Below are 25,293 nucleotides of genomic sequence, written 5' to 3'. Positions count from 1 at the left end.
GTCAAGGCGGTGGTCTGTTGACTGGGACAGCGAAGGACGGGGCGAGATCCTCGGCCCAGGGCGTCACTCAGGGCGTCACGCACGGCGCCACTCAGGGCGTCACGATGCGGAAGTCGATCGGTGTGGTGGACGGCGTGGTGATCGCCGCCTCGAGTACGGCGGCGACCTCCAGCATCGGCATCGGGCTCGGCCTGACGGCGGGTGTGGTCGGCCTGCACCTGCCGGCCATCATGCTGCTGGCCTTCCTGCCGGTACTCGGCATCGCGGTCGCGTACGGCCGGCTGAACCGGGTCGAGCCCAACGCGGGCAACAGCTACACCTGGGTCGGACGGACGCTCAACCCTTGGCTGGGCTTCCTGACCGGATGGGTGAACATCGTCGGCACCATCGTCTTCATGGCGTACACCACCGCCGTCACGGGTTCGGCGGTGCTCCAACTCGCCCTGGAGGCCGGGTTGCACAGCGTCGCGGGCCTCGCCCTCGACCCGGACTCCACGTTGCAGACCACGGTGCTCGGCCTGGTGGTGCTGGCCGCCGCCACGCTGGTGGCGATCCGCGGCCTGGCGTTGGCGGCCCGGCTGCAGAAGTACCTGCTGGTCTTCGAGTACGCGGTGCTGCTGGGCTTCTGCGGCTGGGGGCTGCTGGTGGGTGACCAGCCGTTCTCGCTGGAGTGGTTCAACCCCTTCGCCATCCCGAGCATGGACGCGCTGGCGCAGGGGATGGTGCTGGCGGTGTTCTGCTACTGGGGCTTCGAGTCGGTGTTCACCGTCGCCGAGGAGGTGCACGACCCGAAGGACGCCTCGCGGGGCGGGATCTTCGCGCTGGTGATGATGCTGCTGCTGTTCGTGCTCGCCGGGACCGCCTTCCAACGGGTGCTCCCGCTCGACGAGTTGGCGGACAACGGGGCGCAGGGCCTGACCTACTTCGGTGCGAAGCTGGCCGACCAGCCGCTTGCCGCCCTGCCGTTGATCGCGCTGACGTTCTCCGCCGTCGCCTCGCTGCAGGCCTCGGTGATCCCGACCGCCCGCGGCACCTTCGCGATGGGCCGGGACCGGACGCTCGGCCCGGTCTGGATGCGGATCCACCCCAAGCACGGCACCCCGGCCGTCGGGACGGTGCTGCTTGCGCTGGTGGCCGCCGCGATCGCGCTGCTCGCGCTGGTCATCCCGACCGTCACCGACCTGATCAGCGCGGCCGTCAACGCGATCGGGATCGTGGTGGTGCTGTACTACGCGTTGACCGCGGTGGCCGCCGCCGTCCGGTTCCGGCACCTGCTGCGGGACGAGCCGCTGGTCGGGCTGCGGGTGGTGGTCGCCCCGCTGGTGAGCGCGGCCGCGCTGCTCGCCGTCGGCGGCTACCTGGCCTGGAGCTTCTACGACTCGGCCGACCACTTCGAGGTCAGCGCCGACAACGGCTGGTTCCAACTGCTGGTCCCCGCACTGATGATCGGTACCGGCCTGGTGGCCGCCGCCTGGGCCCGCTGGGTCCGCAAGTCGCCGTACTTCGTCACCGGTCGCGGCACCGACGCCGACCGGATCGAACTCGCCCCCTCGGTCTGACGACCCGAAACCCCCCTGGAGACGTACCCATGAACCACGCCGACCTGGTCTTCACCGGCGGACCGGTGTTCACCGCCGACGCCGCCCGGACCCGGGCCACCGCCCTGGCCGTCACCGGCGAGCGGATCACCGCCGTCGGCCACCACGAGATCCGTGAGCTGATCGGTCCCGGCACCGAAGTGGTGGACCTGAAGGGCAGGTTGCTGGTTCCGGGCTTCCAGGACTCGCACATCCACGCCGTGTACGGCGGCGTGGAACTGGCCGAGTGCGACCTGACCGGGACGGTCGGCGCGGACGACTACCTGGACCGGATCCGGGTCTTCGCCGACGCCCATCCGGACCGGGAGTGGATCACCGGTAGCGGCTGGTCCCTGGAGAGCTTCGAAGGCGGGCTCCCCACCAGGCAGTTGCTCGACTCGGTGGTCGCCGACCGCCCGGTCTACCTGGTCAACCGCGACCACCACGGCGCCTGGGCCAACACCCGGGCGCTGGAGCTGGCCGGGCTGACCCGGGACACCCCGGACCCGGCCGACGGCCGGATCGAGCGCGAGCCGGACGGCACGCCCAGCGGCGTCCTCCAGGAGGGTGCCACCGCGCTGGTCGCCCGGCTGGTGCCGCCGACCACGGCGGCCGACCGGCTGGCCGGGCTGCTCCGGGCCCAGCGGCTGCTGCACTCGCTCGGCATCACCGGCTGGCAGGACGCGTTGCTCGGCGTCTTCAACGGTCAGCCCGACCCCTCCGACGCCTACCTGGCCGCCGCCCGGGCTGGCACCCTCACCGCCCGGGTGACCGGCGCCCTCTGGTGGGACCGGGACCGGGGTGCCGAGCAGATTCCCGAACTGGTCTCCCGGCGTACGGAGTTGTCGTACGGACGGTTCCGGGCCGGCTCGGTGAAGATCATGCAGGACGGCATCGCGGAGAACTTCACCGCCGCGATGACCACCCCCTACCTGGACGGCTGCGGCTGCGCCACCGCCAACTCGGGGCTCAGCTTCGTCGATCCTGCGTTGCTCGGCGGGTACGTCACCGCACTCGACGCGCTCGACTTCCAGGTGCACTTCCACGCCCTCGGCGACCGGGCGGTCCGGGAGGCCCTGAATGCCGTCGAGAGCGCCCTCGCGGCCAACGGCCAGCGCGGCAACCGGCACCACCTGGCCCACCTCCAGGTGGTGCACCCCGAGGACCTCGGCCGGTTCGCACGGCTGGGCGCGATCGCCAACATCCAGCCGCTCTGGGCGGCGCACGAACCGCAGATGGACGAGCTCACCATCCCGTTCCTCGGTCCCGAGCGCGCCGCCTGGCAGTACCCGTTCGGCGAACTGCTGCGCACCGGAGCCACGTTGGCGGCGGGCAGCGACTGGCCGGTCAGCAGCCCCGACCCGCTGGCGGGCATCCACGTCGCGGTCAACCGCGCCGAGCCCGGCGCCACCGACGGACGGGTCTTCCTGCCCGAGCAGCGCCTCGACCTCGGCACCGCGCTCGCCGCCTACACGGCGGGTTCGGCCCACGTGAACGGCACCGACCAGGTCGGCAGCCTGCGTCCGGGGCTGCTGGCCGACCTGGTGGTGCTGGACCGCGACGTGTTCGCCCACCCGGCGGACGAGATCGCCGACGCCCGGGTGGAACGCACCTATGTGGGAGGGAAGTTGGTCCACGTGAGCTAGTGGCCGACGGTCAGTTCCAGCTCCGGATCAGCGTCTTGGCGAAGGGCTGGGGCTTGACCGGGACGGTCCAGCGGCCGAGCGCGATCTCAGCGGTGATGCCCGGGCCGAAGGCGGCGATCAGGCCGGTGGTCCGGTCGGTGGCGGTGCCCTCGTCGAAGTAGCGGGCGAGGGCGTCGAGGACGACGGCGCCGCCGGTGTTCCCGTACTCGGTCAGGGTGGCCCGGCTGAACCGGAGGTGGGACGGGTCGAGTCGGAGGTGCGCGCCGAGGTCGTCCAGCATGCGCGGTCCGTCCGCGTGCAGGATGTAGAAGTCCAGCTCGGAGGCGTTCCAGCCGTGCTGGTCGGCGAGTTGGGCCACGGCCGGGGCGAGCAACTCCATGGCGTCTGGGAGCTGCTCGGCCTCGGTGCCCGGGATCAGGTGTGAGCCGTTGCGCTCCAGGTGGACGCCGGTACCGCCGTGGCCCCGCACCACGGCGGCGGCCACCGCGTCGCCGGACAGGGCGTCGGCGACCAGCGTGCCGACCTCCGGGTCGGTCGGCCGGTGGCCGAGCGAACGGAACTCGCAGGCCACCACGAGCGCGTTGGCGTTCGGGTAGGCGGTGCAGAAGTCGTGCGCCCGGTTGATCGCGGCGCCGCCGGAGGCGCAGCCCAGCTGGGCGATCGGGAGCTGGCGGGTGTCCGGGCGGAACCCCATCGAGTTGACCAGCCAGGCGGTCGGCGAGGGCGTCGGGAGGCCGGTGCACGACACGTGGACGATCAGGTCGATCTCCTGCGGCGTCAGACGTGCGTGCGCCAGCGCCTCCCGTACCGCCGGGGGCACCCGGCGTCTGGCCTCCGCCTCGTGGCGCCGGGCGCGCGCCTCGCGGTCCCGGAGCTCCAGGGTCTCCCGGACCGGCTGCACCAGGTGCCGCCTGCGTACCCCGGCCTCCTCGATCAGCCGCAGCACGAGCGGCAGTTGGGGATGACCGGCATGGACGCTCCGGGTCAGGTCGAGCGTCTCCTCCAGGGTGATCACGTGCTCGGGCACGGCAACGGCGGGACGGCACAGGGTGGCCATGGGCAGGACGTTCCCCTCACTCGGCGAGGACCCACCGGACGGGGGGACACCCGCCGCGGGCCCGGAGCCGGACCGGCTCCGCCGACATCCGTTCCCCCGGCCGGCCCGAGCACCGCCCGCCGGGTGGAACTGCACACGAAGGAACCAGTAACTTCCGCTCCCGTCGGGCTGACGGCCGGTCAGGCCGTGGGGTAGCCGATCTCGTCGAGGTCGTCGGTGAGGTCGGCGAGGGTCAGGTCGGGGTTGAGGGTGCGGACCACCTCGGTGGTGAGGGGGCGGAGGGCGAGGACGTGGCGGACGGCGTGGAGGTCGACGGGGACCTCGTAGTAGTCGGTGGCGAAGTCGGCGTAGGCCTCGGCGGAGCGGTCGGTGAGGGACTGGAAGAGCCAGTCGGCGCCGTCGGGGTCGGGGTGGCCGGGCGGGAGGTCGACGGTGCCGGTGTGCCACTGGTCGTCCGTGGTCAGGCGCCAGAGGGCGGCGGTGACGGCCGGGAGGCCGTCGTCGATGAAGGCGGGCTCCTCGGCACAGGGCCGGAGCGCGGCGGGCACCTCGTCCAGCAGGCCGGGCCAGACGCGGTCCTCCGGGTACGGGCTCATCGGGGACTCGTGGTCGAAGCCACGCAGGTAGACGCCGGCGGGGGTGAAAGTGACCGAGTACTCGTCGCCCGAGCCGTTCCTCATGGAGGCCAGCTGCTCGCCGGGTGCCCAGTCGGCGTCGAAGGAGAAGTAGCGGTCCGGCCACTCCGGGCAGAGGATCGCGTCCAGCACGGCCAGCGCCCGGCAGTGGTCCCGCAGGACGTCCGGGGCGGGCAGTAGCGGGGCGACATCGTTGGCGGTCATGATGATCATCCAACCGTACGGCTCCGACAGCGCTCGCCCCGGGCTCGGTCCCGGCGGCCGGCTGTCAGTTGAGGCTGTACCACGGGGACGGGGTCCAGGCCGCGCCGAACGGCAGGGCCGCGTCCGGATCGGTCAGGGTGATCCGGATGCCGACCGTGCCGGCGAGACCGAGGCGGAGGCGGCTGCGGAACAGCGCGAGCATCGCCGTCAGGCCGTACTTGTTGAGCAGGGAGGTCCGGTAGCACGCGGTGGTGTCCGGATCGCAGAGGGCGGCGCGGGCCTGCTGCCGCCCGCCGAGCGGGCGGCCGTGCTGGTCGCAGGGCTCGACCAGGACACCCGGGTGGCTGCGGACGTGCCGGACCGCAGCCGAGTCGGTCCGGGCCCAGACGCCGAGGGCCGGGCCGTCCGGAACCACCCAGGTGGTGGCGGTGGCGGCGGTGCCGTCGGGCTCGAAGGTGGTGAGCAACAGATAGCGCTTCGCAGCGAGTTGGTCGCTGGGTCGGCTCATCTCACGCTCCGTCGGTGTGGGCGGTCTCGCGGTACTGCTCGGCGGTCGGGCGGCTGATCTGGTCGGCCGGTCCGTGGTAGGCGCGGGAGGCGCGGACCCGGACTCTGGTCAACCGCCCGGCTCGGGCCGGGAGTTCGGCGGGGGTGTACTGCTTGTGCGCGGTCAGACGGTGCAACTCGGCCTGCGGCAGCGGCGCGTGGAGCTCGACGTACTCGCCGTGCGGCAGTCGCCTGATGATTCCCGTCTCCCGGCCGTGCAACACCTTGTCCCGGTCACGACGCTGGAGGCCGAGGCACCAGCGCCTGGTGATCAGGAAGACCGCGACCGGGACCACGAACGCACCGATCCGGACCGCGTGGGTGATGCTGTTCAGCGAGAGGTGCAGGTGGGTGGCGAACAGGTCGTTGCCGCCGCCCGCCAGCAGCACCAGGTAGAGACTGATCCAGGCCGCGCCGAACGCGGTGCGTACGGGGGCGTTGCGCGGCCGGTCGAGCAGGTGGTGCTCGCGGCCGTCCCGGGTGATCCAGTTCTCGACGAACGGGTGGACCGCGATGGCGCCCAGCACCAGCGGGAAGGCCAGGAAGGGGATCAGGATGCCGAGGTTGAGAGTGTGGCCCCAGAGGCCGACCTCCCATCCTGGCATCACCCGGATCAGGCCCTCGGCGAAGCCCATGTACCAGTCTGGCTGCGCGTCGGTGGAGACCTGGTCGGGGCGGTACGGGCCGTACGCCCAGATCGGGTTGACGGTGGCGACGGCCGACATCGCCGCGATGATGCCGAAGACCAGGAAGAAGAAACCGCCGGCCTTGGCCAGGTAGACCGGCATCAGCGGCGCACCGACCACGTTCCGCTCGGTGCGGCCGGGGCCGGCCCACTGGGTGTGCTTGTGGTAGAAGACCAGGATCAGGTGCGCCACCAGCAGGCCGACGATGACGCCGGGGATCAGCAGCACGTGGATGGTGAAGAACCTCGGCACGATGTCGGTGCCCGGGAACTCGCCGCCGAACAGGAACATCTGCACGTAGGTCCCGATCAGCGGCACCGCCAGCGTGACGCCCTCGACGAAGCGGATGCCGGTGCCCGAGAGCAGGTCGTCGGGCAGGGAGTAGCCGAAGAAGCCGTCCAGCAGTCCGAGGAAGAGCATCAGGAAGCCGAACAGCCAGTTGATCTCGCGCGGCTTCCGGAACGCGCCGGTGAAGAAGACCCGCATCATGTGCACGAACATCGCGGCGACGAAGACCAGCGCGGCCCAGTGGTGGATCTGACGGATCAGCAGCCCGCCGCGCACCTCGAAGCTGATGTGCATGGTGGAGGCGTAGGCCTCCGACATCCGTATGCCGTTCAGTGGCGTGTACGGGCCGTGGTAGACCACCTCGGCCATGCTCGGCTTGAAGAACAGCGTCAGGTAGACGCCGGTCAGGACGATGACGACGAAGCTGTAGAGGCAGATCTCGCCGAGCATGAAGGACCAGTGGTCCGGAAAGATCTTGCGCAGGTTGGTCCGGGCGAGCGTGTAGATGCCCAGCCTGCCGTCCAGCCAGTCCGCCGTGCGGCGCCCCGAGGTCTGAGGGGTGGTCATGGCAGTCCCTCCTGCACGAGTACGTGACCCAAAATGGGGATAGCTCCCCGTTTCTGGGCGCCACCCTAGCAGTAGTGGGGAGAGGTCCCCGTTTCAGGGATTGGTTAGGGTGGGCCCATGACGGATCAGCAGGCCACGCCCCGCCGGCGGGATGCCCGGCGCAACCGCGAGGCGCTGGTCGAGGCGGCGGCCGAGCTCTTCGCCGAGCAGGGGCTGAACACGCCGCTGGACCTGATCGCCCGCCGGGCGGGCGTCGGCAACGCAACCCTCTACCGGCACTTCCCGACCAGGGAGGACCTCATCGGCGAGGTGTTCGCCACGGCGGGATCGGTGCTGGACGAGGCCGCCGAGCAGGCGCTCGCGAGCGAGGACGCCTGGGCCGCGATCGAGCGGTACTTCGGCCGGATCTTCGAACTGGTCGCGGCCAACCGGGGGTTCAACGACCTGGTGACGCTGGCCATCCCGAGCGTCCCGGCGCTGGCCGAGATGAGCCACCGGAACGCCGCCACCGTCACCACCCTGATGGTCCGGGCGCAGAAGCAGGGCACCATGCGGCTGGACGTGGTCCCGATGGACCTGCTCTTCCTGCTCGGCCCGCTCTGCCGGGCTGTACCGGCCGCCGACGACCTGCGCCCCGGCCTGTGGCGGCGCTACCTGGCTCTGCTGCTGGCCGGCTTCCGAACCCGGGCCACCGAGCCGGTGGCCGAACCACCGGTCGGCGAGGAGCAGTTGGACCAGCTCTTCGCCGGGCTCTGGGAGGCCGAGGGGTGACCGTGCCCGCACTCGGGGTCGCGGGAGGGATCGTGCGTCAGCGGAGCACCCGGGTAGGGTCGGCGGCATGATCAGCACACCGGTAGCAGGGGGAGAGATGGCCGAGAGCGTCGAGTACGTCAGGTCGGCGGCGGCCGTGGCGACCAGTACCGGCGCGGACTACCGGGTGGAGATCCGCGCCGGACGGCACCAACTCGCCGCCGACGAGCCGGAGTCGGCGGGCGGCGCGGACACCGCGAGCACGCCGGTCGGGCTGCTGCTGTCGGCGCTCGGCTCCTGCACGGCGATCACGCTGCGGATGTACGCGCAGCGCAAGCAGTGGCCGCTGGAGACCGTCCGGGTCCACCTCGGCTACGAGAAGGGCCCGGAGAAGGCAGTGCGGATCACCCGCCGGATCGACCTGGTCGGCGACCTGGACGAGGTCCAGCGCGCCCGGCTGCTCGACATCGCCGAACGCACCCCGGTGACCCGGGCGGTCGGCGGCGGCACCCCGATCGTCGCCGCCGCGCCGCGCCCGGGTCACTCGCCCACGTAGACCCGCTCCAGGGTGGCGAGGTCGAACTTGACCATCCGGAGCATCGCCTCGCTGGTGCGTCGGGCCTTCTCCGGGTCCGGGTCGCTGATCATGTCGATCAGGGCGGTCGGCACCACCTGCCAGGAGACCCCGTACCGGTCCTTCAGCCAGCCGCAGGCCACGCCGCGGCCGCCCGCGGTGAGCCGGTCCCAGTAGTAGTCGATCTCCGCCTGGTCGGCGCACGGGATCTGGAACGAGACCGCCTCGTTGAAGGTGAACTCGGGCCCGCCGTTCAGACCGACGAACTTCTGGCCGTTCAGCTCGAACTCGACCACCACCACCGAACCGGCCGGGCCGGGACCGGCCTCGGTGTAGTAGCTGGTCCGGCCGCGGCGGGAGTTCCGGAAGATCGACAGGTAGTGCTCGGCGGCCTCCTCGGCCTGGCCGTCGAACCACAGACAGGTGGTGAGGCGGTCGTCGGGGCGCATGTCGTCAGTGCTCATACCGGAGCATAGGACCGGGTCCGCACCTCCCGGCGGACGGCGCGCGGAGGTCAGTTCGGCCGGGGCGCCGGCAGGGCGGCGCACAGGCGGTCGAGTTCCTCCTCGGTGTTGTAGTAGTGGACCGAGGCGCGCACCACCGACTCCAGGTCCCGTTCGGCCAGGTCCCAGCGGGCCGAGCCGACCGCCGACACCGAGAGGTTGATCCGGCGGGCCCTCAGCTCCTCGACCAGTTCGGCAGGATCGTGGCCGGCGACGGTCAGACTGACGATCCCGCACCGCCGCGCCCCCCGGTCGTGCACCCGTACACCGGGCAGGGCCCGGAGCCGGTCGCGCAGCCCGTCCGCCAGCGCGGTGACCCGCTGCTCGATCGCGGGCAGTCCGAGGTCGAGTGCGTAGTCGACCGCCACGCCGAGCCCGATCCGGCCCGCCACGCCGTTCTCCCAGCTCTCGAACCGGCGGGCGTCGGGCCGGATCCGGTAGGAGTCCGGCCCGCTCCAGACCGCCGAGCGGAGATCCAGGAACGGTGGTTCCAGCCGCTCCAGCAGCCGGTCCGAGCAGTACAGGAAGCCGGTGCCACGCGGGCCGCGCAGGTACTTGCGGCCGGTGGCGGTGAGCAGGTCGCAGTCGATCTCGTGGACATCGACCGGCAGTTGACCGACCGACTGGCAGGCGTCCAGCAGGTAGGGGACGCCGGCCGCCCGGGCCACCCGCCCGACCTCGGCCGCCGGGTTGACCAGGCCGCCCTGGGTCGGGACGTGGGTGATGCCGATCAGCTTCACCCGCTCGTCGATCAGGTCGCGCAGGGCGGGAACGGAGATCTGCCCGTGGTCGTCGTCCGGCACCACCTCGATCCGGACGCCGTACCGGCGGGCCGTCTGCAGATAGGCGATCGCGTTGCTCGCGTACTCGGACCGGCAGGTCAGGATCCGGTCGCCCGGCTGCCAGCGCAGCCCGTAGAACGCCATGTCCCAGGCCCGGGTGGCGTTCTCCTGGAGGGCGATCTCCTGCGGGCCCGCGCCGATCAGGCGCGCCACCGCGCCGTAGACGTGTTCGATCCGGTCGGTCTCGGTGATCGCGGCCTCGTAGCCGCCGTTCGCCTCCTCCAGCCGCAGGTGCCGCACCACCGCGTCCACCACCTGACGCGGCGGCAGAGAGGCACCGGCGTTGTTGAGATGGGTCACGGCCGTGCAGCCCGCCGTGTCCCGCCGGGCCCGTTCGACGTCGATCGGCACTGTCGCCTCCCTGTGGTCCACCAGTGCTGCTCACCCTAGAGGGCGGTTGCTGCGCGTCTGTCGCCGGGAATCGGGGGCAGGCGGGGAGAATGTCCGAGATGCGAGCGACACTGTCCGCGAACGTACGCCGGTACCTCCGCGACCCGGTGGTCCACCTGACCGTCCGGGCCACCCTCGCCTCGACGCTCGCCTACGCCGTGGCCGTGCAGCTGAGCACCGAGCCGGCGCCGCTCACCGCGCCGTTGACCGCTCTGCTGGTGGTCCAGGTGACCGTCTACTCGACGCTGACCACCAGCATCCGCAGGGTCAACTCGGTGGTGGTGGGCGTGCTGATCGCGATCGGCTTCAGCGCCGTGATGGGACTCAGCTGGTGGAGCCTCGGGTTGATCATCCTGGCCTCGCTGACGGTCGGCCAGTTCGTCCGGGTGGACGAGTTCGTCAACGAGGTGGCGATCAGCGCGATGCTGGTGCTGGGGGTGACCAGACTCGCCAACCAGGCCTGGGACCGGGTGCTGGAGACCCTGATCGGCGCCGGGGTCGGCCTGCTGTTCAACCTGCTGTTCGCGCCGCCGGTCTGGCTGGACACCGCAGGGGAGTCGATCGAGGACCTGGCGCGCCGGGCCCGCCACCTACTGCTGCGGCTCGCCGAACAGCTGCACGGCCCGACCGAGGTGGAGCTGGCCGCCGCCCGACTGCACGAGGCACGTGGGCTGGACCAGGCGATCGCCGAGGTGGACGCCGCGCTGCGACAGGCCGAGGACAGCCTGCGGTTCAACCCCCGGATCTCCGAGGGGATGCTCTCCCGGCTGGTGCTGCGTACGGGGTTGGACACCCTGGAGATCTGCGTGGTGGTGATCCGGGTGCTGGCCCGTTCGTTCACCGACCTGGCCAAGCGCCGCACCGGCGACGAACGGCTCTTCCCGCCGGACGTCGCGCTCGCGTTGGAGGAGCTGCTCGCCCACGTCGGAGGCGCCCTGGTCAGCTTCTCGGTGCTGGTCACCACCCAGGTCAGCCGCAACGCGGAGGCGGCGGAAGAGCGGCTGGCCGGCGAGCTCAGCGCGGCCCTGGCCAGCCGGGAGAACCTCGCCAGGCTGCTGCTGGACCAGGTGCGGCAGGAGCCGGACGCCTGGCAGCTGCACGGTTCGCTGCTCGCCGAACTGGACCGGATCCTGGACGAGCTGGACCTCGAACACCGGTCCCGCCGGTTGATGGAGGAGCTGGACCGGGCCACCGTGGCCAGGAACGAGCGGTTCACGGTGCTGTACCGGCTGCGCAGGCTGGTCCGGGGATGACCGTCCGCCTGGAGCTGAGACCGCGGATGCCTGGAGCTGAGGCCGGGGATGAGCGTCCGCGCGCAGCTCAGGGCGGGGTCGGCCCGAAGCGGCGGCGGTAGGCCTGCGGGGTAAGGCCGGTCTCGCGGCGGAGCAGCGTTCGCAGGTTGGCGGCGGTGCCCAAGCCGCTGTGGCGGGCCACCGCGTCGAAGCCGGTCTCGCCGCGTTCGATCAGCCGACGGGCGAGGGTGAGGCGTTCACCGGTGAGCCAGACCAGTGGCGTGGTGCCGACCTCGGTGCGGAAACGCCGGTGCAGGGTGGCCGGGCTGACCGCCGCGCGGGCCGCGAGGTCGGCCACGGTCAGGGGCTCGTCCAGCCGCTCCTGCGCCCAGGCCAGGACGGGAGCCAGCGACTCATCCGGCAGGGCGGGGACCGGCCGTTCGACGAACTGCCGCTGGCCGCCGTCCCGGTGGGCCGCGAAGACCAACCGGCGGCTGACCGAGTTGGCGACCTCGGCGCCGTGGTCCCGCCGGACCAGGTGCAGACCGAGGTCGAGGGCGGCCGCGCTGCCCGCCGAGGTGAGGATGTCGCCGTCGTCCACGAACAGCACGTCGGCCTCCAACCGGACGGCCGGGAACCGGGCCCGGAAGGAGTCGGCCCACTGCCAGTGCGCGGTGGCCCGGCGCCCGTCCAGGACGCCCGCCTCGGCCAGTGTGAACGCGCCGCTGCAGAAGCCGACCAGCCGCGCGCCCCGGGCGTGCGCCCGTCGGACGGCGGCGAGTACGGCCGGGCGGCGCGGCACGTCCGTGTCCGGCCGATTGGGGACGATCAGGGTGTCCGCCGTCTCGGCGGCCTCGAGCCCGGCCACGCCGGTGAGGGTGAAGAACCCGTCCCGCATCAGCGTGCCCGGCTCGGGCGAGCAGAGCTCGAACTCGTAGAGCGGGTAACCGATCTCCGGCCGGTGGAGGCCGAACACTTCGGTGGCGCAGCCGAGCTCGAACGGGTTGGAGTTCTCGTCCACGACGACGACCACCCGGTGCGGACGGGACTGCGAGGATTCATGCGGCATCTGCGATTCCTAGCACTCACCCGGCCGGTCAGCCAAGGACCAGGATGAACGCATGACCACCGCACCGATCTCCCTCGACACCGCTCTGGCCTCCTTCGACGTGCTCTGGAGCCCCCGGATCGTCACCCGCGTCAACGACTACGACGTCCGCATCGCCAAGGTGCGGGGCGAGCACCTCTGGCACGCGCACGACGACACCGACGAGTTCTTCCTGGTGCTCGAAGGGGAGTTGCGGATCTCGCTGCGCGAGCCTGCCGGTGAGCGCACCGTGATCCTGTCGAAGGGCGCGGTCTTCACCGTCCCCCGGGGTGTCGAGCACCGGCCGACCGCGCCCACGGGTGCCTCGATCCTGATGTTCGAACCCACCGGCACCTCGACGGTCGGCGACCGGCACGGGGAGATCCCCGGGCACGTGGACGCCACCACCGGACACCCGATCACCCCGTGACGCCGAGGGCGGGTCAACTCCGCGCCGGGGCCGACACCGACCGGTAAACTTCGGTCCGTGGCACCCATGCCTGGTTGCGCGGAACGGCGCTGCTTCCTACCGTCGTCACCATGAGTATCCCCACGGAGCCGATCGGTAGCATCCCGCGCCCGCGCGTCCTGCAAGAAGCCCTGGCCCAGCACGCCGAAGGGCGGCTGAGCGAGGCAGACCTGACGAAGCTCCAGGAGCAGGCGACGGCCGAAACCCTGGCCGCCCTGGAGAAGTTGGGCTGCACCGTCCTGGTGGACGGGGAGCAGGCCAAGCCCAGCTTCGTCACCTACCCCCTGGCGGGGTTGACCAGCCTCGACCCGGGTGGTGCCGTCATCCCGTTCGCCGACGGCCACACCCGGCAGCTGCCCGTGCTGACCGCCGGGCCGTTCCGGTACCAGGTCGCCGCGCACAGTTTCCTGCGGGACGCCCGGCGGCACACCGGCCTCCCGGTCAAGCAGGCGGTGATCGCACCGTCCGCGCTCAGCCTGCTCTACCCGGCCGACGCGATCGCCGGGTACTCGCGGGAGGCGTTCCTGCGCGATCTGGCGGACGAGGCCGAGGCCGACATCCGGGGCTGCCTGGACGCGGGGGCGCACGCCGTCCAACTCGACTTCACCGAGGGTCGGTTGTCGCTCAAGCTCGACCCGTCCGGGGGCGTGCTGGACCAGTTCATCGCGCTCAACAACGAGGTGCTCGGCCGGTTCGACGCCGAGCAGCGGTCGCGGCTGGGCGTGCACACCTGCCCGGGCGGGGACCACGACTCCACCCACAGCCTGGACATCGACTACGCCGGGCTGCTGCCCAAGCTGTTCCAGTTGCAGGTCGGCAACTTCTACGTGCAGCTGGCCAGTGAGGCCGACCCGGAGCGGGTGCTCGGCATCATCGCCGACCAACTCCGGCCCGGTATCCGGGTGTTCGTCGGGGTCACCGACCCGATCGACCCCCGGGTGGAGACCCCGGAGGAGATCCGCGACCGGGTGCTGCTGGCTGCCCGCTACATCCCGGTGGACCAGCTGGGTACCACCGACGACTGTGGCTTCGCGCCGTTCGCCGACGACACCTCGACCTCGCGTGAGCTGGCGTTCGCCAAGATCGGGGCTCGGGTGCAGGGGACCGCGCTGGCGGCCGAGGCGCTCGGCCTCTGACGGCTGCCGGGTGTTCGGCGGTGGCCCGCTTCTTCGGGTGGGCCACCGCCGCCTGGTTCGGAGCCCGGGGCAGGCCGGGTCAGGCGCTCAGCTGCTCGGCCACCAGGGCGGCGAACTCGTCCGGGGTGATGATTCGGACGCCCAGCTCCTCGGCCTTGGTGCGCTTGGAGCCGGCCTTCTCGCCGGCGACCAGCAGCGTGGTGCGCTTGGAGACCGAGGAGGAGGCCTTGCCACCGGCGCGCTCGATCAGCTCGTTCATCTCGTTGCGGGAGAGTTCGGCCAGGGCGCCGGTCATGGAGCCGGTGACCACCACGGCCTGGCCGGTCAGCGGGCCCGTCGAGGTGGCGGGGGCGGCGACCGCGGTCGGCTCGGTCTCCGCGACGCCGACCTGCTGGTCGATCAACTTGTCCAGCAGTGGGCCGAGTTCGGCCAGCTCGGCGACGATCACCCGGGCCTTCTCGGTGCCGATGCCGGGCACCCCGGCCAGGGTGTCCTGGTCGGCCGCCCGGATCGCGGCCATACTGCCGAAGTGGGCGGCGATCCGGCGCGACATGGTCCGGCCGGTGCCCCGGACGCCGAGTGCGCAGAACACCCGGTGCAGCGGCTGGTGACGGGCAATCTCCAACGCGGCGAGCAGGTTGTCGGCACTGGTGTCGCCCATTCGCTCCAGGGTGAGCAGCTGATCCCTGGTCAGGGTGAACAGGTCGGCGAGGTCGGCGACCAGACCGGAATCGACCAGCTGGACCGCCCGGGTGCCGCCGAGGCCCGCGATGTCGAGCTGGTCACGGGCGGCGGCGTACCGGATCGAGGCGACCGCCTGGCAGCCGCGGCCCTGCACGCAGCGCCAGCGCTGCTCGGTGGTGTCGATGGGGCCGCCGCAGCGGGGACAGACCTCGGGGAAGACGATCGGCTGCTCGGCGCCGGTGCGCTGCTCGACCAGCGGTGCCTCGACCCGGGGGATCACGTCACCGGCCCGGTAGACGAAAACCTGGTCGCCCGTCATCAACCCGCGCCGGGTGATGTCGGCGGGGTTGTGCAGGGTCGCGTAGGTGACCGTGACGCCGTCGATCAGGACCGGCTCCAGCACGGCGCGGGGGGCGATGATGCCCGTCCGGCCGACGTTCCATTCCACCTCCAGCAGGCGGGTGACCTTGTGCTGGGCGGGCAGCTTGCGGGCCACCGCCCAGCGGGGCGCCCGGGAGCCCGACCCGGCCTGCTGCCGGTCGGCGGCGGAGTCCGCCTTGACCACCACGCCGTCGATGCCGAACGGCAGCACCGCCCGGAGCGCGGCGATCTCGTCGATCCGCTGCTGCACCTCCTCGACCGTGGCGCACCGCCTGGGCTCGGCGGCTGTGCCCGCGGCGGTGTGCGCGCCCAGCTCGGCGATCCGGGCCAGCAGCTCGCCGTGGCCGAGACCGTCGAGCCCGACGGCGTCATACGCGAACATGGTCAGCTCGACCCGGTACGGCCGGTCCTTGGCCCGCAGGGTGCCGGCCGCGCCGCTGCGCGGGTGGGCGAACGGGGTGCCGCCGTGCGCGGTGCGGGTCTCGTTGGCCAGCTCGAACTGCTCGTGGGTGAGCAGGACTTCACCGCGCAGCTCGAGGTCGAGCGGCTCGGCCAGGGTGGCCGGCAGGCCGAGCACGGCCTCGGCGGAGTGGGTGATGTCCTCGCCCGCCAGGCCGTCGCCCCGGGTGAGCAGCTGGACCAGCCGCCCGGCGCGGTAACGGGCGGCCACCGCCAGGCCGTCCAGCTTCGGCTCCACGCACCAGCCGTCCACCGGGCGCCCCAGCCGGCGCTCCAGACCGGCCGCCCAGGCGGCGTACTCCTCGGCGGAGAAGACGTTGTCCAGCGAGAGCATCGGCACCGAGTGCGGGACGTCGCCACCGGCCGCGCCGCCCGCCACCTTGCCGGTCGGGGAGTGCGCCAACACCTCAGCCGGGTGGGCGAGTTCGTACGCCTCGATGGCCCGCACCAGGGCGTCGTACTCGTCGTCGCCCAGGGGGGTCGAGCCGTCGTCGTAGTATGCCGCGGCCGCCCGGACGACCGTGTCCACGGCGTCGGAGTAGGCGGCAGGCGAGGCGAGAGTGGCTGCGTCCGTCATACCCACATCATCTCGCCCGGCACTGACATCGGCGGGATGCCCGGACCGCCTTCCGGTGACTCTCCGTAGTGGAATAGCAGAGTCAACCCCTCTCTTTTCACCCCTTGACAGGGGTCGATTCCCAGCTATTGGTCAAAGGTCGGTCAAGTGTATTAATGATCCCTTTTCCGTCGGGTACAGTTCTTGCATGGGACATCGTGAGGACCTGCTGGAAGGCGCCAAGCGGTGCCTTATCGAAAAGGGTTACGGCCGTACGACCACTCGGGACATCGTCGCGGCTTCCGGAGCCAATCTGGCGTCCATCGGTTATCACTACGGATCGAAGGAGGCGCTGCTCAACGCGGCCCTCCTGGAGGCGCTGGACGACACCGGCGGGGAGTATCAGCCGACCTCGGTCGAGGACCCGCGGCCCGGTGCCGACCCGATGGAGCGGTTCGAGGCCGCCTGGGGCCAGATCGTCGAGAAGTACGCCACCCGCCGCCAGCTGCTGCTGGCCAGCTTCGAGGTGTTCGCCCAAGTGGACAGGGTGCCCGAGCTTCGGGCGGCGCTGGCGGACGGTATCCAGCAGGGGCGCGAGTCGATGGCCGAACTGTTCCAGAGCATCGCCGGCGAGAGTGCCGAGCCGCTGGACGAGGAGCGGCAGAACGCGATCGGTTCGTTCTACCAGGCACTGGCCACGGGCGTGATGGCCCAGCTGCTGGTGGATCCCGACCGGGCTCCCACCGCGCGTGATCTGACCCTGGCGCTGCGCACGATGGTGAACTGGCACACGGCCCTTCTCCCGGAGCCGCAGGCCGTCCAGGTCTGAGTTCCATCAGGACAATTCGGAGAATGCCGAAATGACCGGCGGTCGAGGAATTCCTCGACCGCCGGTCCGGTTTTTTCCGAGCTGTTCCTAAGGTCTGCGTCAGATACGGCGGAGGGCGAAATCGTCCGTGGTTTCGCCCTTGAAGAGCAGGTCAGGACGGCCACTCAGCGTGTAGTCCCCGTGCGGGGTGACCAGCACGTCGGTGGGCAGCCGCTCGGCCCACGGTTCGACCCGCTGGATCTCGTGCGCGGTCGACCAGGTGCGGTCGGTCGGACGGAGCACGATGACCGCGTCGACGCCCTCGGGGTTGGCCAGGTTGTTGCTGACCACGAGCAAGGTGCCGTCCGGGCGCAGGGCGATCGAGTCACCGCCGATGATCGGACGGTCCAGGGTGACCGGGTGGGCCTGCTGCGGAGCGTTCAGCGGGATCCGGACCAGCTGGCCGGTGCTGTACTGCAGGGTCAGCAGGAAGCCGGCCGGGTGCAGCAGCAGGCCGATCACGCCGGCGCCGGTGCCCAGCTGCCAGCCGGGGGAGATCACCGAGGTGTCGGCGAAGACTGAGGCGTGGCCTTCGGTGGTGACCTTGTAGATCTTGTTGGCGGCGGGGTCGCTGACGTACGCGGTGCCGTCCTTGTCGACGGCGACGCGGTCGGCGGCGTGCATCGGCTCGTCGCCGAGGCTGAGGTCCACCAGGAACAGCTGACGGCCGGTGCTCAGCTCGAACACGCCGAGCCCGGACTCCTTGAGGTAGGTCTCCGGGGTGGAGCGGGTGCCGAGGCCGAGATCGTGGTAGCCGAGCAGCAGCCGGTCGCGGTGCACGTCGACGGCTATGCCGACGGTCGAGACGATCTTCGGGTCGGGGCTGCCGACCAGCGTGGTCACCGAGCCGTCGGAGTTGAGGATCGAGGCGGTGCCGTGCCGGGTCGAGCTCAGCAGGATGGCCTTGCGCCGGGGGTCCCAGACCATGCCCTCCGGGTGCAGGGAGTCGGCGTGGCCGGTGATGACGCCGGGGTAGGGGCAGGCGGCCGTCTCGGTGGCGGCCTGGGCCGAGGGTGCCAGACCGGCCGTGGCGGCGGCCGCGACCACTGCGGCCCCGAGCACGCCGCGGCGGCTGATCTCAGTGTCGGTCATGTTTCTTCGTCTCCTGGTGGGACAGGCGTGCACGGACCACACGAGCGCCCGACGGCGAGACGGGAAACTGGGCAGGATCGACGACGCCGCCGCACTGGGTTCGTCCGGGGACGGGTGCCCCCAGCATCGAACTTGCCACGAAACTAGTGCCGTTGACGGTCCTGCCCCACCCCTATCCGCCCCCTGTCCGACCAGCTCTACCGCACCAGGACGGGCAGCGACTCGACGCCGTACACGATTGAGAGCTTGCGGAAGGCCAGCTCCTCCGGGGGGACCGCGAGACGGAGGTCGGGGAACCGTCGGACCAGGGCGGGGAAGGCGGCGCGCAGCTCCATCTTGGCCAGCTCGGCGCCGATGCAGCGGTGCATGCCGTACCCGAAGGCGAGGTGGGAGGGGCCCTGACGGTCGCCGTCGAAGCGCTCGGGATCGGCACCGAAGACGCTGTCCCGGTTGGCGCCGCTGAGCGAGCAGAGCACCACGTCGCCCGCCGAGATCCGGGTGCCGGCGATCTCCATGTCCTCGCGGGCGAAGCGCGGGAAGGCCATCTGAACGACGGTCAGGTAGCGCAGCAGCTCGTCCACGAACGGAGCGGTCGCGGCGTCGTCGTCCCGGACCCGGGCGAACGCCGCCGGGTCCTGGAGCAGCACCAGCGAACCGAGCGCCAGCATGCTCGCGGTGGTCTCGAAGCCACCGGTCAGCACGCCGTCGGCCAGACCGGCCAGCTCCTGGTCGTCGATGTCGTCGCCGTACTCCCTGATCAGCATGCCCAGCAGGCCGTCGCCGGGCTCGACCCGCTGGCGCTGCACGACCTCCTGCAGGTAGGCCAGCGACTCGGTGATCGCGCCGAACGGGGTGCCCGCCCCGGCGAACAGGTCGAACCTGGCCGTGCCGAGCCGCTGGAAGTCCTCGCGGTCCTCGTACGGTATGCCGAGCAGCTCGCAGATGGTCAGCGAGGGGATCGGCAGTGCGTAGTGCTCCACCAGGTCGACCGGGCCGGGGCCGGCGGCGGCCATCTGGTTGAGCTGCTCGGTGACCAGGGCGTCGATCCTCGGGCCGAGCCGGCTGAGCCTGCGCATGGTGAACTCGGGGGTCAGCCGCTTGCGCAGCCGGGTGTGCACCGGCGGATCGCTGAAACCCAGGCCACCGGGGTTCTGACCCTCGGTCACCCCGGCGTTCCCGATCAGGTTGGCGAAGTCGCTGCTGAAACCGCTCGGCCGACCGAGCACCTGCTTGACCTCGTCGTAGCCGGTGACCAGCCAGGCGTTGAAGCCGAACGGCAGCGGCACCCGGCTGATCGGCGCGGCCGCCCGGGTCGTGGCCATCGCCGGGACCGGGTCCAGTCCGTCCCGTTTGAGGGGCATCAGGACGGAATCGGGCAGGAATGACACGTCGGAGAGGTCGAAACCGTTCCGAGCGGTGCGGGCGAGGTACCGGCGCCCGATCCAACTGGTCGCACGGGAACGGAGTTTGGTCATCAGCACTTGGGTGCTCCAATCCGGGCAGGAGGCCGACTGGCCAAGGGGTCGTCGAACAGCCGTGCGCGGCGGCGGGCATCAGCGTATCCAGAGACGGTCGTACGTATGACAGCCGGATGGCCGTTAGGGGTTCCACGGGAGCTGTCAGGGGGGTGAGTCGGCTGGTTACGCCGCCCGGGCCCGATTTGAATGAATCGTTCGACCGCTTTCTGTATCGCCCGACCGGCTGGAGAGGTGGAGCGTGACTACTGTTGAGGAGGCCCTGGCGGTGTTGCGGGACGTCGAACGACGTCCCGACATGCGGGCCAGGGTCGACGAGTTGCTGGCGACCAAGGACGAGGTGGCGCAGGGTGTGCCGCAGGCGACCAGGAACCAGCGTGCCAAGGGGAAGCTGACGGTCCGTGAACGGATCGACCTGCTCTTCGACGAGGGGACCTTCCGGGAGATCGAACAGCTCCGCCGGCACCGGGCGACCGGGTTCGGGCTGGAGGACAAGCGCCCGCATACCGACGGTGTGATCACCGGGTGGGGCAAGGTCTGGGGCCGGACGGTCTTCGTCTACGCCCACGACTTCCGGATCTTCGGCGGCTCGCTCGGCGAGGCGCACGCGGAGAAGATCCACAAGGTGATGGACCTGGCCGAGGCGGCCGGTGCGCCGCTGGTCAGCCTGAGCGACGGCGCCGGGGCCCGGATCCAGGAGGGGGTCACCGCGCTGGCCGGGTACGGCGGGATCTTCCGCCGCAACGTCCAGGCCTCCGGGGTGATCCCGCAGATCTCGGTGATGCTCGGTCCGTGCGCTGGTGGCGCGACCTACTCGCCCGCGCTGACCGACTTCGTCTTCATGGTCCGGGACATCTCGCAGATGTACATCACCGGACCCGACGTGGTGAAGTCGGTCACCGGCGAGACCATCACCCATGACGGCCTCGGCGGCGCCGAGGTGCACGCGGCGGTCTCCGGCGCGGCCGGCTTCCTGCACGACAACGAGGCCGACTGCATCGAGGACGTCCGGCACCTGCTCTCGCTGCTGCCGTCCAACAACCGTGAACTGCCCCCGGTGGAGCTCTCGGAGGATCCGCCGGACCGGCGCAACGAGGCGCTGCTCGACCTGGTGCCGGCCGACCCCAACCGGGCGTACGACATGCGCAAGGTGATCGAGGAGATCGTCGACGACGCCGACTTCTTCGAGGTGCACGCCTCCTGGGCCACCAACATCCTCTGCGGCCTGGCCCGGCTCGACGGGCACGTGGTGGGCGTCGTGGCCAACCAACCCGCTTCCTTCGCCGGGGTGTTGGACATCAACGCGAGCGAGAAGGCCGCGCGCTTCGTCCAGCTCTGCGACGCGTTCAGCATCCCGCTGGTGACCCTGGTCGACGTGCCGGGCTTCCTGCCGGGCCGGGACCAGGAGCACGAGGGCATCATCCGGCACGGCGCCAAACTGCTGTACGCGTACTGCAACGCCACCGTGCCGCGGATCCAGCTGATCCTGCGCAAGGCGTACGGCGGCGCGTACATCGTGATGGACTCCCGCTCGATCGGGACCGACATCTCGTACGCCTGGCCCACCAACGAGATCGCCGTGATGGGCGCCGAGGGTGCCGCCAACGTGGTGTTCCGCCGGGAGATCGCGGCCGCGGACGATCCGGAGGCAGCCAGGCAGCAGCGGATCAAGGAGTACCAGGAGGAGTTGATGCACCCGTACTACGCGGCCGAACGCGGCCTGGTGGACGACGTCATCGACCCGGCGCTGACCCGGTCCACGCTGATCGACGCGCTGGCGATGCTGCGGGCCAAGCACACCCGGCTGCCGGCCCGCAAGCACGGAAACCCGCCGGTGTAGTGATGGCGCAGACGCAGGAGGTCTCGCAGATCGCCGTGGTCCGGGGTGCCCCGGACCCGGAGGAACTCGCCGCCGCGGTGGTGGCGTTGCTCGCGCTGGCCCGGCGGCGGTCCTCCGCCGCCGGGCCGGCCGGGCGGCCGCACCGGGGCACCGGGTGGGAGCCGGAGGGGTTCGGCGCGCCCGGGGCCTGGAACACCGGCTCCAGGTCCAGGTCGTGACCCAGCACGGGGTCGCGGCAGTCATGAGAGAGGAAGCCCAACCATCATGCCAGTGACGTCCGTTGAGAGCGGAGCCTGGGCCCGGAGGTTCCATCCGGCGCCCGAGGCGCCGACCAGGCTGGTCTGCTTCCCGCACGCGGGCGGGTCGGCCACCTACTACTTCCCCGTCTCCCGGGCCCTGTCGCCCGGCCTGGACGTGGTCTCGATCCAGTACCCCGGCCGGCAGGACCGGCGGCACGAGCCCTGCGTGGACTCGGTGGACCGGCTCGCCGACCTGGTCGTCGAGGAGCTGGAGGAGTGGCTGGACCGCCCGCTGGCCCTGTTCGGCCACAGCCTGGGCGCCACGCTGGCGTTCGAGGTGGCGAAGCGGCTGGAGCGGCGCGGCGTGGTGCCGACGGCGCTGTTCGCCTCCGGCCGCCGGGCACCGTCCCGGCACCGCCCGGGGCGGGTCCACCTGTACGGCGACGCCGAGCTGATCGCCAACCTGAAGAAGATGAGCGGGACCGACGCCCAGGTGTTGGGCGACGACGAGATGCTCCAGATGATCATGCCCGCGATCCGCAGCGACTACAAGGCCGCCGAGACCTACCAGTACCGCCCGGGACCGAAGTTGAGCTGCCCCATCGTTGCGCTGACCGGCGACGAGGACCCGGAGGTGAACCTGGAGGAGGCCCGGGCGTGGTCCGAGCACACCACCGCCGGCTTCGAGCTGCAGGTTTTCCAGGGCGGCCACTTCTACCTGAACCACCACGCCCCGGCGGTGCTGCGGGCGATCACCACCCAGCTGGGCGGCTGACGGCGGGTAAGGCGGAAAGGACGGCGGGCCGGGGTTCTCGAACCCCGGCCCGCCGTCCTTTCCGTGCGTGGTGCGCCCGATCAGTGGTGGGCCGGAGCCCGGTCGCCACCCTGCTGCGGGATGCCGGAGGTGGTCTCGCCGTCCTCCACCGGGACCGGCTCCTTCGGCAGCTTGCCGAGGACAACCGCGGAGAGGATCGCGCCGAAGATCATGACGCCACCGGCGGTGATCGCCGCCGCGTGCATGCCGTCGGTGAAGGCCACCCGGGCGATCCGGACGACGGTGTCGCGGACGCCGTCCGGCAGCTGGTTGGCCACCGCGACGGCGTCGCCCAGGGCCTCCCGGGCGTGCTGGGCGATGTTGGCCGGCAGGTCGGACGGGAGCTTGTCGGCCAGGCCGTTGCGGTACACGGCGAAGCCGACGCTGCCCAGGACGGCCATACCGGCCGCACCACCGAACTGCTGCGTGGTCTCCAGCAGGGCGGACGCCGAGCCGGACTTGGCCTTCGGGACGGTGGACAGTGCCAGGTCACCGACCAGGACCATGGCCATCATCAGGCCGACGTTCGCCACGCCGACGCCGGTGAGCAGCACCCACAGCGGCGAGTCGAACTTGGTGAGCAGGACGAAGGCGTAGCCGAAGATGGAGACCGTGAAGCCGGCGCTGATGACGTAGGCGCGGTGCATCTTCTGCGACAGCACGGCCGCGACCGGACCGGCCACCGCGACGGCGAAGGACGGGATCAGGCACCAGAGACCGGCGCTCAGCGCGCTGAGCCCGAGCACCGACTGCAGGTACTGGGTGGAGAAGATGCCGAAGCCGACGATGGCGAACATCGCGGTGGTGTTGATCGCGGCCGAGCCACCGAAGCCGCGGCTGAGCAGCAGCTTGGTGTCGATCATCGGCGTCTCGAGGCTGCGCTGACGGCAGATGAACAGCACACCGATCAGGACGCCCGCCCCGGCCGCGATGCCCGAGCCCAGGTTGAACTTGTCGGCGGCCAGCGTCTGCATGGCGTAGATGATCGGGAGGATGGTGCCGAGCGACAGGATGGCGCTGGGCAGGTCGAAACGGCCCGGGTTGGGGTCCTTGGACTCCGGCAGCAGGATCGGCGCCAGCACCAGCATCAGGACCATCGCCGGGATGTTGAGCAGGAAGACCGAGCCCCACCAGAAGTGGTCCAGCAGCAGACCGCTGACCACCGGACCGATGGCGACGCCGAGACCCGTACCGGCGGTCCAGATGCCCACCGCCGCGGTGCGCTCCTTCTCGTCCCGGAAGATGTTCAGGATCAGCGCCCGGGTCGAGGGCATCAGGGTCGCGCCGCCGATGCCCAACAGGGCTCGGGCGAGGATGAGTTGACCTGCGCTGTTGGCGTAGGCCGCGCCGACCGAGGCGAGACCGAAGGCGACGATGCCGATGATCAGCAGCTTGCGGCGGCCGATCCGGTCGGCCAGCGAGCCCATGGTCATCAGCAGGCCGGCCAGGATGAAGCCGTAGATGTCGAAGATCCACAGCTGCTGGTCGGTGCTCGGCAGCAGGTCGGCACTGAGGAAGGGCACCGCGAAGTACAGCACCGAGGTGTCCATCGAGACGATGACCAGGGGCAGCACAAGCACGCCGAGGCCGAGCCACTCCCTCGCGCCGGCCTTGGGTGCCGCGTGGGCACCGGAGGTGGTGCTCTGTTGGTTCGTCATTTCTAGGCTCTCTCCAGCCTTGTGGTGATTCGGTCGGACCAGTGGGTCGGACTAAGGGGGGTCGGTGGTTCGGACAGGTCCTGTCCTGGCCATGTCACGTCTTGGGCAGTCGGGTCGGCCCCGGGGCGGGCTTGCTGCGCCCGCCCCGGGGCCGTGCGTGGTGCGGGTCGGTCGGTGGTGCTTACTTCCCGGCCTTGACGACGGCGCCGCCGTCGACCTTGAGCTGGAGGCCGGTCACGTAACGGGACTCGTCGGAGGCCAGGTAGGTGACCGCGTGCGAGACGTCGAGCGGCTCCACGTACGGGATCGGCATGCCCTGGACCACCGGGAACGCCAGCTCGGCGTCCTCGCGGGTCGGCTGCTCGACGTCCGGGCGGAATACCTTGTACATCGCGGTGTTGTGCAGCATGACGGTATTGGCGTTGGTCGGGTGAACCACGTTGAGGCGCCGGCCGGTCGGGGCCAGGTAGGGCGCGAACCAGTTGACGTAGTCGTTCAGGACGGTCTTGGCGAAGGAGTACCCGATGCCGCCGGGGCCCATCGGGCCCGGGGCGCCGGCCTCGGCTATGTACGCCGCGGCCGAGCCGATCAGGATGATCGACGCGCCCTCGCCAAGGTGCGGCAGTGCGGCGTGCACGGTGTTGAGCGCGCCGCTCAGGTTGACGTCCACCGCGTCGGTGAACGCGTTCAGCGGGCGGTCCGCACCGACCGGACCGATCGCCGCGTTGGCGACCACGACGTCCAGCCGGCCGAGCTCGGCCACGCCCTCGTCGATCGCGGCCTTGAGGGCGGCGCGGTCGCGGACGTCGGCCTGCTTGGTGACGATGCGACGCCCGGTCTTCTCGACCAGTCGGGCCGTCTCCTGGAGCTCCTCGGCGGTCGCCAGGGGGTACTCGACGACGTCGATGTCCTCGCAGATGTCGATCGCGATGATGTCGGCGCCCTCCTCGGCAAGGCGTATCGCGTGGCTGCGGCCCTGACCGCGACCCGCTCCGGTGATGACGACGACCTTGCCTTCAACGCGGCCCATAAGGCCCT

23 protein-coding genes are annotated in these 25,293 nt (G+C 71.1%); 11 read left to right on the top strand and 12 right to left on the bottom strand.

From position 1 onward, the window contains the following. The first annotated feature begins 104 nt into the window (after nt 1–104). Together ACKUU6_RS08390 and ACKUU6_RS08385 are read left to right on the top strand one after the other, a co-directional pair. Complete coding sequence (locus ACKUU6_RS08390) at nt 105–1,559, top strand: APC family permease (RefSeq protein WP_407992064.1); 1,455 nt, start codon at nt 105–107, stop codon at nt 1,557–1,559. 29 nt (nt 1,560–1,588) lie between these two features. Continuing rightward, nucleotides 1,589–3,223 carry an amidohydrolase gene (locus ACKUU6_RS08385; protein WP_407987845.1) on the top strand — a complete coding sequence of 545 codons (1,635 nt, stop codon included), beginning with the start codon at nt 1,589–1,591 and terminating at the stop codon, nt 3,221–3,223. Between the two features lie 10 nt (nt 3,224–3,233). Here ACKUU6_RS08385 and ACKUU6_RS08380 read toward each other — a convergent pair whose 3' ends face one another. The 4 genes from ACKUU6_RS08380 to ACKUU6_RS08365 all read right to left on the bottom strand — a co-directional run bounded on the left by ACKUU6_RS08380 (nt 3,234) and on the right by ACKUU6_RS08365 (nt 7,206). After that, the gene (locus ACKUU6_RS08380) at nt 3,234–4,280 is read right to left on the bottom strand and encodes a type III polyketide synthase (RefSeq protein WP_407987844.1); all 1,047 of its coding nucleotides are present in this window, start codon (nt 4,278–4,280) and stop codon (nt 3,234–3,236) included. 179 nt (nt 4,281–4,459) lie between these two features. Then, entirely contained in the window at nt 4,460–5,119 is a 660-nt protein-coding gene (locus tag ACKUU6_RS08375; protein ID WP_407987843.1) for a hypothetical protein, read from the bottom strand. 64 nt (nt 5,120–5,183) lie between these two features. Then, complete coding sequence (locus ACKUU6_RS08370) at nt 5,184–5,627, bottom strand: PPOX class F420-dependent oxidoreductase (protein WP_407987842.1); 444 nt, start codon at nt 5,625–5,627, stop codon at nt 5,184–5,186. Nucleotide 5,628: 1 nt separating this feature from the next. Beyond that, on the bottom strand, nt 5,629–7,206 hold the full coding sequence (locus ACKUU6_RS08365) for a cytochrome b (RefSeq protein WP_407987841.1): 1,578 nt from the start codon (nt 7,204–7,206) through the stop codon (nt 5,629–5,631). A gap of 117 nt (nt 7,207–7,323) precedes the next feature. On the opposite strand from ACKUU6_RS08365, the gene ACKUU6_RS08360 reads away from it, so the two are divergent. Together ACKUU6_RS08360 and ACKUU6_RS08355 are read left to right on the top strand one after the other, a co-directional pair. Further along, the gene (locus tag ACKUU6_RS08360) at nt 7,324–7,977 is read left to right on the top strand and encodes a TetR/AcrR family transcriptional regulator (RefSeq protein ID WP_407987840.1); all 654 of its coding nucleotides are present in this window, start codon (nt 7,324–7,326) and stop codon (nt 7,975–7,977) included. 67 nt (nt 7,978–8,044) lie between these two features. Then, the gene (locus ACKUU6_RS08355) at nt 8,045–8,512 is read left to right on the top strand and encodes an OsmC family protein (protein ID WP_407987839.1); all 468 of its coding nucleotides are present in this window, start codon (nt 8,045–8,047) and stop codon (nt 8,510–8,512) included. Here the strand turns inward: ACKUU6_RS08355 and ACKUU6_RS08350 are convergent. Beyond that, nucleotides 8,497–8,994: a VOC family protein gene (locus ACKUU6_RS08350; protein ID WP_407987838.1), complete on the bottom strand. Its 498-nt coding sequence runs from the start codon at nt 8,992–8,994 to the stop codon at nt 8,497–8,499. The genes ACKUU6_RS08355 and ACKUU6_RS08350 overlap by 16 nt on opposite strands. A gap of 50 nt (nt 8,995–9,044) precedes the next feature. Then, complete coding sequence (locus ACKUU6_RS08345) at nt 9,045–10,226, bottom strand: aminotransferase class V-fold PLP-dependent enzyme (protein ID WP_407987837.1); 1,182 nt, start codon at nt 10,224–10,226, stop codon at nt 9,045–9,047. A gap of 89 nt (nt 10,227–10,315) precedes the next feature. Between ACKUU6_RS08345 and ACKUU6_RS08340 the strand changes: the two genes are divergently transcribed. Beyond that, nucleotides 10,316–11,518: an FUSC family protein gene (locus tag ACKUU6_RS08340; protein ID WP_407987836.1), complete on the top strand. Its 1,203-nt coding sequence runs from the start codon at nt 10,316–10,318 to the stop codon at nt 11,516–11,518. Between the two features lie 67 nt (nt 11,519–11,585). Here ACKUU6_RS08340 and ACKUU6_RS08335 read toward each other — a convergent pair whose 3' ends face one another. Then, complete coding sequence (locus ACKUU6_RS08335) at nt 11,586–12,566, bottom strand: helix-turn-helix domain-containing protein (protein ID WP_407987835.1); 981 nt, start codon at nt 12,564–12,566, stop codon at nt 11,586–11,588. 52 nt (nt 12,567–12,618) lie between these two features. Here ACKUU6_RS08335 and ACKUU6_RS08330 point away from each other — a divergent pair, with 52 nt between their 5' ends. Next, entirely contained in the window at nt 12,619–13,014 is a 396-nt protein-coding gene (locus tag ACKUU6_RS08330; protein WP_407987834.1) for a cupin domain-containing protein, read from the top strand. Nucleotides 13,015–13,124: 110 nt separating this feature from the next. Next, nucleotides 13,125–14,189 carry a cobalamin-independent methionine synthase II family protein gene (locus tag ACKUU6_RS08325; protein ID WP_407987833.1) on the top strand — a complete coding sequence of 355 codons (1,065 nt, stop codon included), beginning with the start codon at nt 13,125–13,127 and terminating at the stop codon, nt 14,187–14,189. Nucleotides 14,190–14,268: 79 nt separating this feature from the next. Here ACKUU6_RS08325 and ligA read toward each other — a convergent pair whose 3' ends face one another. Beyond that, on the bottom strand, nt 14,269–16,290 hold the full coding sequence (gene ligA / locus ACKUU6_RS08320) for an NAD-dependent DNA ligase LigA (RefSeq protein ID WP_407987832.1): 2,022 nt from the start codon (nt 16,288–16,290) through the stop codon (nt 14,269–14,271). Between the two features lie 187 nt (nt 16,291–16,477). On the opposite strand from ligA, the gene ACKUU6_RS08315 reads away from it, so the two are divergent. Further along, nucleotides 16,478–17,098: a TetR/AcrR family transcriptional regulator gene (locus tag ACKUU6_RS08315; protein ID WP_407987831.1), complete on the top strand. Its 621-nt coding sequence runs from the start codon at nt 16,478–16,480 to the stop codon at nt 17,096–17,098. 99 nt (nt 17,099–17,197) lie between these two features. Here the strand turns inward: ACKUU6_RS08315 and ACKUU6_RS08310 are convergent, their stop codons facing one another. Together ACKUU6_RS08310 and ACKUU6_RS08305 are read right to left on the bottom strand one after the other, a co-directional pair. After that, complete coding sequence (locus ACKUU6_RS08310) at nt 17,198–18,229, bottom strand: hypothetical protein (RefSeq protein WP_407987830.1); 1,032 nt, start codon at nt 18,227–18,229, stop codon at nt 17,198–17,200. A gap of 197 nt (nt 18,230–18,426) precedes the next feature. Continuing rightward, nucleotides 18,427–19,704, bottom strand: a complete 1,278-nt coding sequence (locus ACKUU6_RS08305; RefSeq protein ID WP_407987829.1) for a cytochrome P450 — start codon at nt 19,702–19,704, stop codon at nt 18,427–18,429. Nucleotides 19,705–20,002: 298 nt separating this feature from the next. On the opposite strand from ACKUU6_RS08305, the gene ACKUU6_RS08300 reads away from it, so the two are divergent. Genes ACKUU6_RS08300 through ACKUU6_RS08290 form a run of 3 tightly spaced genes read left to right on the top strand, consistent with a single transcriptional unit; the run spans nt 20,003 to nt 22,558 of the window. Continuing rightward, complete coding sequence (locus ACKUU6_RS08300; protein ID WP_407992063.1) at nt 20,003–21,544, top strand: acyl-CoA carboxylase subunit beta; 1,542 nt, start codon at nt 20,003–20,005, stop codon at nt 21,542–21,544. Nucleotides 21,545–21,546: 2 nt separating this feature from the next. Beyond that, complete coding sequence (locus ACKUU6_RS08295) at nt 21,547–21,762, top strand: acyl-CoA carboxylase epsilon subunit (RefSeq protein WP_407987828.1); 216 nt, start codon at nt 21,547–21,549, stop codon at nt 21,760–21,762. Nucleotides 21,763–21,808: 46 nt separating this feature from the next. After that, nucleotides 21,809–22,558, top strand: coding sequence for a thioesterase II family protein (locus ACKUU6_RS08290; RefSeq protein ID WP_407987827.1), 750 nt, complete (start codon nt 21,809–21,811; stop codon nt 22,556–22,558). 80 nt (nt 22,559–22,638) lie between these two features. Here the strand turns inward: ACKUU6_RS08290 and ACKUU6_RS08285 are convergent, their stop codons facing one another. Both ACKUU6_RS08285 and ACKUU6_RS08280 read right to left on the bottom strand, forming a co-directional pair. Then, on the bottom strand, nt 22,639–24,255 hold the full coding sequence (locus ACKUU6_RS08285; RefSeq protein ID WP_407987826.1) for an MFS transporter: 1,617 nt from the start codon (nt 24,253–24,255) through the stop codon (nt 22,639–22,641). Between the two features lie 181 nt (nt 24,256–24,436). Beyond that, nucleotides 24,437–25,285 (bottom strand): mycofactocin-coupled SDR family oxidoreductase, encoded by an 849-nt coding sequence (locus tag ACKUU6_RS08280; RefSeq protein WP_407987825.1) that lies wholly within the window; start codon nt 25,283–25,285, stop codon nt 24,437–24,439. Nucleotides 25,286–25,293 lie beyond the last annotated feature (8 nt).

This window comes from Kitasatospora sp. CMC57 (assembly GCF_045866025.2).
In the GTDB taxonomy this organism is placed as follows: domain Bacteria; phylum Actinomycetota; class Actinomycetes; order Streptomycetales; family Streptomycetaceae; genus Kitasatospora.
The sequence above is the reverse complement of the archived record's forward strand: the minus strand, read 5'-3'. Positions and strand labels throughout refer to the sequence as shown.

Bases quoted from the DNA above. Each gene is read 5' to 3' on its own strand.
- ACKUU6_RS08390 (WP_407992064.1), top strand. From the start codon at position 105: ATGCGGAAGTCGATCGGTGTGGTGGACGGCGTGGTGATCGCCGCCTCG.
- ACKUU6_RS08385 (WP_407987845.1), top strand. From the start codon at position 1,589: ATGAACCACGCCGACCTGGTCTTCACCGGCGGACCGGTGTTCACCGCC.
- ACKUU6_RS08380 (WP_407987844.1), bottom strand. From the start codon at position 4,280: ATGGCCACCCTGTGCCGTCCCGCCGTTGCCGTGCCCGAGCACGTGATC.
- ACKUU6_RS08375 (WP_407987843.1), bottom strand. From the start codon at position 5,119: ATGACCGCCAACGATGTCGCCCCGCTACTGCCCGCCCCGGACGTCCTG.
- ACKUU6_RS08370 (WP_407987842.1), bottom strand. From the start codon at position 5,627: ATGAGCCGACCCAGCGACCAACTCGCTGCGAAGCGCTATCTGTTGCTC.
- ACKUU6_RS08365 (WP_407987841.1), bottom strand. From the start codon at position 7,206: ATGACCACCCCTCAGACCTCGGGGCGCCGCACGGCGGACTGGCTGGAC.
- ACKUU6_RS08360 (WP_407987840.1), top strand. From the start codon at position 7,324: ATGACGGATCAGCAGGCCACGCCCCGCCGGCGGGATGCCCGGCGCAAC.
- ACKUU6_RS08355 (WP_407987839.1), top strand. From the start codon at position 8,045: ATGATCAGCACACCGGTAGCAGGGGGAGAGATGGCCGAGAGCGTCGAG.
- ACKUU6_RS08350 (WP_407987838.1), bottom strand. From the start codon at position 8,994: ATGAGCACTGACGACATGCGCCCCGACGACCGCCTCACCACCTGTCTG.
- ACKUU6_RS08340 (WP_407987836.1), top strand. From the start codon at position 10,316: ATGTCCGAGATGCGAGCGACACTGTCCGCGAACGTACGCCGGTACCTC.
- ACKUU6_RS08335 (WP_407987835.1), bottom strand. From the start codon at position 12,566: ATGCCGCATGAATCCTCGCAGTCCCGTCCGCACCGGGTGGTCGTCGTC.
- ACKUU6_RS08330 (WP_407987834.1), top strand. From the start codon at position 12,619: ATGACCACCGCACCGATCTCCCTCGACACCGCTCTGGCCTCCTTCGAC.
- ACKUU6_RS08325 (WP_407987833.1), top strand. From the start codon at position 13,125: ATGAGTATCCCCACGGAGCCGATCGGTAGCATCCCGCGCCCGCGCGTC.
- ligA (WP_407987832.1), bottom strand. From the start codon at position 16,290: ATGACGGACGCAGCCACTCTCGCCTCGCCTGCCGCCTACTCCGACGCC.
- ACKUU6_RS08315 (WP_407987831.1), top strand. From the start codon at position 16,478: ATGGGACATCGTGAGGACCTGCTGGAAGGCGCCAAGCGGTGCCTTATC.
- ACKUU6_RS08310 (WP_407987830.1), bottom strand. From the start codon at position 18,229: ATGACCGACACTGAGATCAGCCGCCGCGGCGTGCTCGGGGCCGCAGTG.
- ACKUU6_RS08305 (WP_407987829.1), bottom strand. From the start codon at position 19,704: ATGACCAAACTCCGTTCCCGTGCGACCAGTTGGATCGGGCGCCGGTAC.
- ACKUU6_RS08300 (WP_407992063.1), top strand. From the start codon at position 20,003: ATGCGGGCCAGGGTCGACGAGTTGCTGGCGACCAAGGACGAGGTGGCG.
- ACKUU6_RS08295 (WP_407987828.1), top strand. From the start codon at position 21,547: ATGGCGCAGACGCAGGAGGTCTCGCAGATCGCCGTGGTCCGGGGTGCC.
- ACKUU6_RS08290 (WP_407987827.1), top strand. From the start codon at position 21,809: ATGCCAGTGACGTCCGTTGAGAGCGGAGCCTGGGCCCGGAGGTTCCAT.
- ACKUU6_RS08285 (WP_407987826.1), bottom strand. From the start codon at position 24,255: ATGACGAACCAACAGAGCACCACCTCCGGTGCCCACGCGGCACCCAAG.
- ACKUU6_RS08280 (WP_407987825.1), bottom strand. From the start codon at position 25,285: ATGGGCCGCGTTGAAGGCAAGGTCGTCGTCATCACCGGAGCGGGTCGC.